Origin of the sequence: Pseudomonas sp., assembly GCF_037994325.1 — a bacterium.
Classification (GTDB): domain Bacteria; phylum Pseudomonadota; class Gammaproteobacteria; order Pseudomonadales; family Pseudomonadaceae; genus Aquipseudomonas.
This window is the reverse complement of sequence record NZ_JBBNAH010000008.1, coordinates 1-3,300: the sequence shown is the minus strand read 5'-3', so window position 1 is coordinate 3,300 and position 3,300 is coordinate 1. Positions and strand designations below refer to the sequence as shown.

Here is a 3,300-nt window from a genome sequence, read left to right as displayed (position 1 = left end):
GCTTGCGGGAGAGGGGCCAGGGGAGAGGGCAAGGCCTCCCATCGTCGTCCCATGCGAAAGCGAGGACATGTATGCGCAAACTGCTAACCCCGCTCCTCCTAGCCCTAAGCACATTCCTCAGCGCCTGCTCCCCCGTCGGCCTACTCAACGCCCTAAGCCCCACCGATAGTTACAGCAAAACGGCCAACATCGCCTACGGCAACGACCCGCGCCAACAGCTCGACATCTACACCCCCACCCAGAAAAAAGCCGGCCCCACCCCCGTGGTGTTGTTCTTCTACGGCGGCAGCTGGAACAGCGGCGAACGCGCCGACTACCAATTTGTTGGCGAAGCCCTGGCCAGCCGTGGCTACGTCGCCGTCATCGCCGACTACCGCCTCTACCCACAAGTGCGCTACCCCGACTTCCTCAAAGACAGCGCCCACGCCTTCGCCTGGGTGCACAACAACATCGCCACCTACGGCGGCGACGCCCAACACCTGTTCGTCATGGGCCACAGTGCCGGTGCCTACAACGCCGCCATGCTCGCCCTCGATCCACGGCTACTGGCCGCAGAAGGCCTGAGCCCGGCAAACATGCGTGGCTGGATCGGCCTCGCCGGCCCCTACGACTTTCTACCCATCAAAAACCCCGACGTGCGCCCGGTGTTCTTTTACCCCAACAGCCCGCCGGACTCGCAACCGATCAACCACATCAGCGCGACAGTGCTGCCAACCTTGTTAATCGCTGCGCGCGACGATGAACTGGTCAATCCGCAGCGAAACACCGCTGGTCTAGCCAAGCGTTTGAGGGGCGCCGGCGTGCCAGTGAGCGAGCATTATTACGACGGCGTCAGCCACATCACGCTGGTGGCGGCCTTGTCCAAACCGCTGCGTGGGAAGGCTCCGGCGCTGGAGGAGATTGTGCGGTTTATCGACAGTGATGCTGGGCGTAAGCCATAGGTCAAAGGCGTCCCGGCTACAGCGCCGCCCACGAAAACCGCATCCCCTCTCTGCAAGGGCTGCGACGCTGCTGCCCCGAAGTGCAAAATTGCGACTCAAGTTGCCCATAGCGCGCGCGAGTCATGGGTAAATAGTGCCTTCACCCAAGGCCAAGCCCCATGTCCCTTTCTCCCACACGCAAACGCCTCAACAGCCTATTGGGCCTGCTGATCCTCGGCGTCATCGGCTACGTCATCTGGCCCTTCATAGTCGGCCCGAATCAGATGCAGGGGTTCTGCCGCGAACTGTCTCCCAGACCTACGACCAAGTCAAAGCCCAGGTGAGTAAGCGCGGCTACCGTATTTCCGCCCAGAGCGAAGGCGGGGCGTTTGTGTATGACGACAGGTCAATGGCCCGCTTCAACTGCAACCTGCGTTTTGGCAGCGCCGGCCTGGAGTCGGCGGAGTATTGGCTGAACGATTGAGGGGCCGGGCAAGTCTGTAGAAATCGCCGTTACGGCACCCCGAATTTCACAGAGCCCAACACCAAGTGCGCCGTCACCGCCCAACCAATTGCACCCAACACCCCCAGCACCACGTAACCCACCACGATGCCCAACGCAATCTGCTTCCACAGGCCCGCGTGTGGGTTTGAAGAAGAACCGCTTGCCCGGATAGGGCGGTCGCGTTCTGCGCGGATATCGTCGAAATCGTCTCTCACAGCTGTCTCCACAATTATCTGGATTTGGCGCGTATTGTCGGCTGCCTGCTACTGACGCCGATAGCTCTTAGTCCCCGAAGGCGTCATACAAAATTCCCCACCCCGCGGCCCCACACACAGTGTGCCGCCGCCACACGGGCAGTCGCCATTACTGCTGCTACCGCCAATGGCCTTCAACTGTGCCTGACTGCCGCCATAGCTAGCCGAACAGATCTTCTTGGAGCCACTGATCGAACCGTCGTTGCACACAAATAACGCGCCATCGCAGCGCGCGATGCCGCCTTTGGCGCCGGAGCAAGGCTTATTAGCGGCGAGTGCCGGTTGCATAAAACAGAGGGATAAAAGCAGGAGGGCGAGAGAACGGAGGAGCACGGCGAAATCCTTTTTGCGCGTTAAGTGGATAACTTGCCGTGGCGGCAATTCTCACAATGCCACGGAATATGCCCGATTCTGCCCAGCCGACTCCCCGTCGTCATCCAGTATTACTTTCTCCACTTGGACAGCCCCCCAACCCTGTACTAGCTTCTCCTCGTCGTGCTCCGACAAGGATCCGGCCTGGCATCCCGCCCGCCGCATCGTTCTCTCCCGGAGTTTGTGCAATCAACTGGTCGTATCACGTCTGCGTGGCCAAGCGCAGGCGCTGAGGTGTTGCTTAAAAAGTAGTGCCATTCACCGTGATTGAGGCGGTTCCACGCTATGGATACCGGGAGTATTTCTCTTTGGCTGTCGCTGGCCTTTATTGGCATTTCCTTATGCGGGCTGGTGGTTATCTTTTTAATCATCAAAAACAAAACCATCGAAAACGAAAACATCGACAAGATTATCGAGCTGGGCAAATGGTTCGTTGCCTCCGTGGCTATAACCCTGTCTGCATCAATCATTAACGACGGCTTTAGAGAGCGCGACCAAGATATAAAAGAAATGGAAGTGTTCGATAAGTACGTCAGCACCGTGCTTGAAGCCGACAGCCTGGAAAAACGCAAACTGCTCTCCGAATACTTCGTCGCCGTATCACCCCGAGGTGATATCCGCGACGCCTGGAGCAACTACCAGACCATCCTCGACAAACACATCGAAGAAAACGCCCAAGACCTCGCCAAAGTCGCCCAGCTGGAAAGCAAGGAGCAAAAAGGCGAAGCCACCCCGGAAGAACTCAGCCTGAAAACCAACCTCGCGGAAAAAATCAGCATCCGCAACGAAAGCCTGATGCCGGTTCAAAGCGCAGTTCAGCGGCCCATCACTCGTCGTGTGTATATCCACATCAACGACGAAGCCCAACGCCAGCCCATGAAAGAACTGCAGAACAACTTATCCGGCCTTGGCTTCGCCGTGCCCGGCATCGAAAACATCAGCGGTAAAGCGCAAATCCCGGACAAAACCAACGTTCGCTACTTCCACGACGCAGACAAAGAACAAGCAGTAATAGTTGCCGAGCAACTGACAGCGGCTGGCTTTGCGGACGCCTACCCGTATCGCGTTAGAAGTACCAACGCACCCGTAGGTTCGCTAGAAGTATGGCTGAGCAAACCCTAACCCAAGGAGACACCACAGAACGTAGGAGGTACCTATGCTTGCCTGGGGCCAAAAGTATCCAAACCCTTCCGCGACCGCTTACTGCAAATAGCCGCGAACCTGAAGGTCGATCCGAACTACCTGATGG

5 protein-coding genes are annotated in these 3,300 nt (G+C 58.0%); 3 read left to right on the top strand and 2 right to left on the bottom strand.

Features of this window, described 5'->3' with window-relative positions; genetic code table 11:
* Positions 1 to 71: 71 nt before the first annotated feature.
* Both AAAB16_RS00220 and AAAB16_RS00215 read left to right on the top strand, forming a co-directional pair.
* Entirely contained in the window at positions 72 to 941 is an 870-nt protein-coding gene (locus AAAB16_RS00220; RefSeq protein WP_340661512.1) for an alpha/beta hydrolase, read from the top strand.
* Positions 942 to 1,260: 319 nt separating this feature from the next.
* On the top strand, positions 1,261 to 1,404 hold the full coding sequence (locus AAAB16_RS00215; protein ID WP_340661511.1) for a hypothetical protein: 144 nt from the start codon (positions 1,261 to 1,263) through the stop codon (positions 1,402 to 1,404).
* 29 nt (positions 1,405 to 1,433) lie between these two features.
* Here the strand turns inward: AAAB16_RS00215 and AAAB16_RS00210 are convergent, their stop codons facing one another.
* Together AAAB16_RS00210 and AAAB16_RS00205 are read right to left on the bottom strand one after the other, a co-directional pair.
* The gene (locus AAAB16_RS00210) at positions 1,434 to 1,640 is read right to left on the bottom strand and encodes a hypothetical protein (protein WP_340661510.1); all 207 of its coding nucleotides are present in this window, start codon (positions 1,638 to 1,640) and stop codon (positions 1,434 to 1,436) included.
* Between the two features lie 48 nt (positions 1,641 to 1,688).
* Positions 1,689 to 1,967: a hypothetical protein gene (locus tag AAAB16_RS00205; RefSeq protein WP_340661513.1), complete on the bottom strand. Its 279-nt coding sequence runs from the start codon at positions 1,965 to 1,967 to the stop codon at positions 1,689 to 1,691.
* A gap of 369 nt (positions 1,968 to 2,336) precedes the next feature.
* On the opposite strand from AAAB16_RS00205, the gene AAAB16_RS00200 reads away from it, so the two are divergent.
* Positions 2,337 to 3,173 carry a hypothetical protein gene (locus AAAB16_RS00200; RefSeq protein ID WP_340661509.1) on the top strand — a complete coding sequence of 279 codons (837 nt, stop codon included), beginning with the start codon at positions 2,337 to 2,339 and terminating at the stop codon, positions 3,171 to 3,173.
* Positions 3,174 to 3,300: the final 127 nt, after the last annotated feature.

Coding starts and splice junctions, on each gene's coding strand:
- AAAB16_RS00205 (WP_340661513.1), bottom strand. CDS start 1,967: ATGCAACCGGCACTCGCCGCTAATAAGCCTTGCTCCGGCGCCAAAGGC.
- AAAB16_RS00220 (WP_340661512.1), top strand. CDS start 72: ATGCGCAAACTGCTAACCCCGCTCCTCCTAGCCCTAAGCACATTCCTC.
- AAAB16_RS00200 (WP_340661509.1), top strand. CDS start 2,337: ATGGATACCGGGAGTATTTCTCTTTGGCTGTCGCTGGCCTTTATTGGC.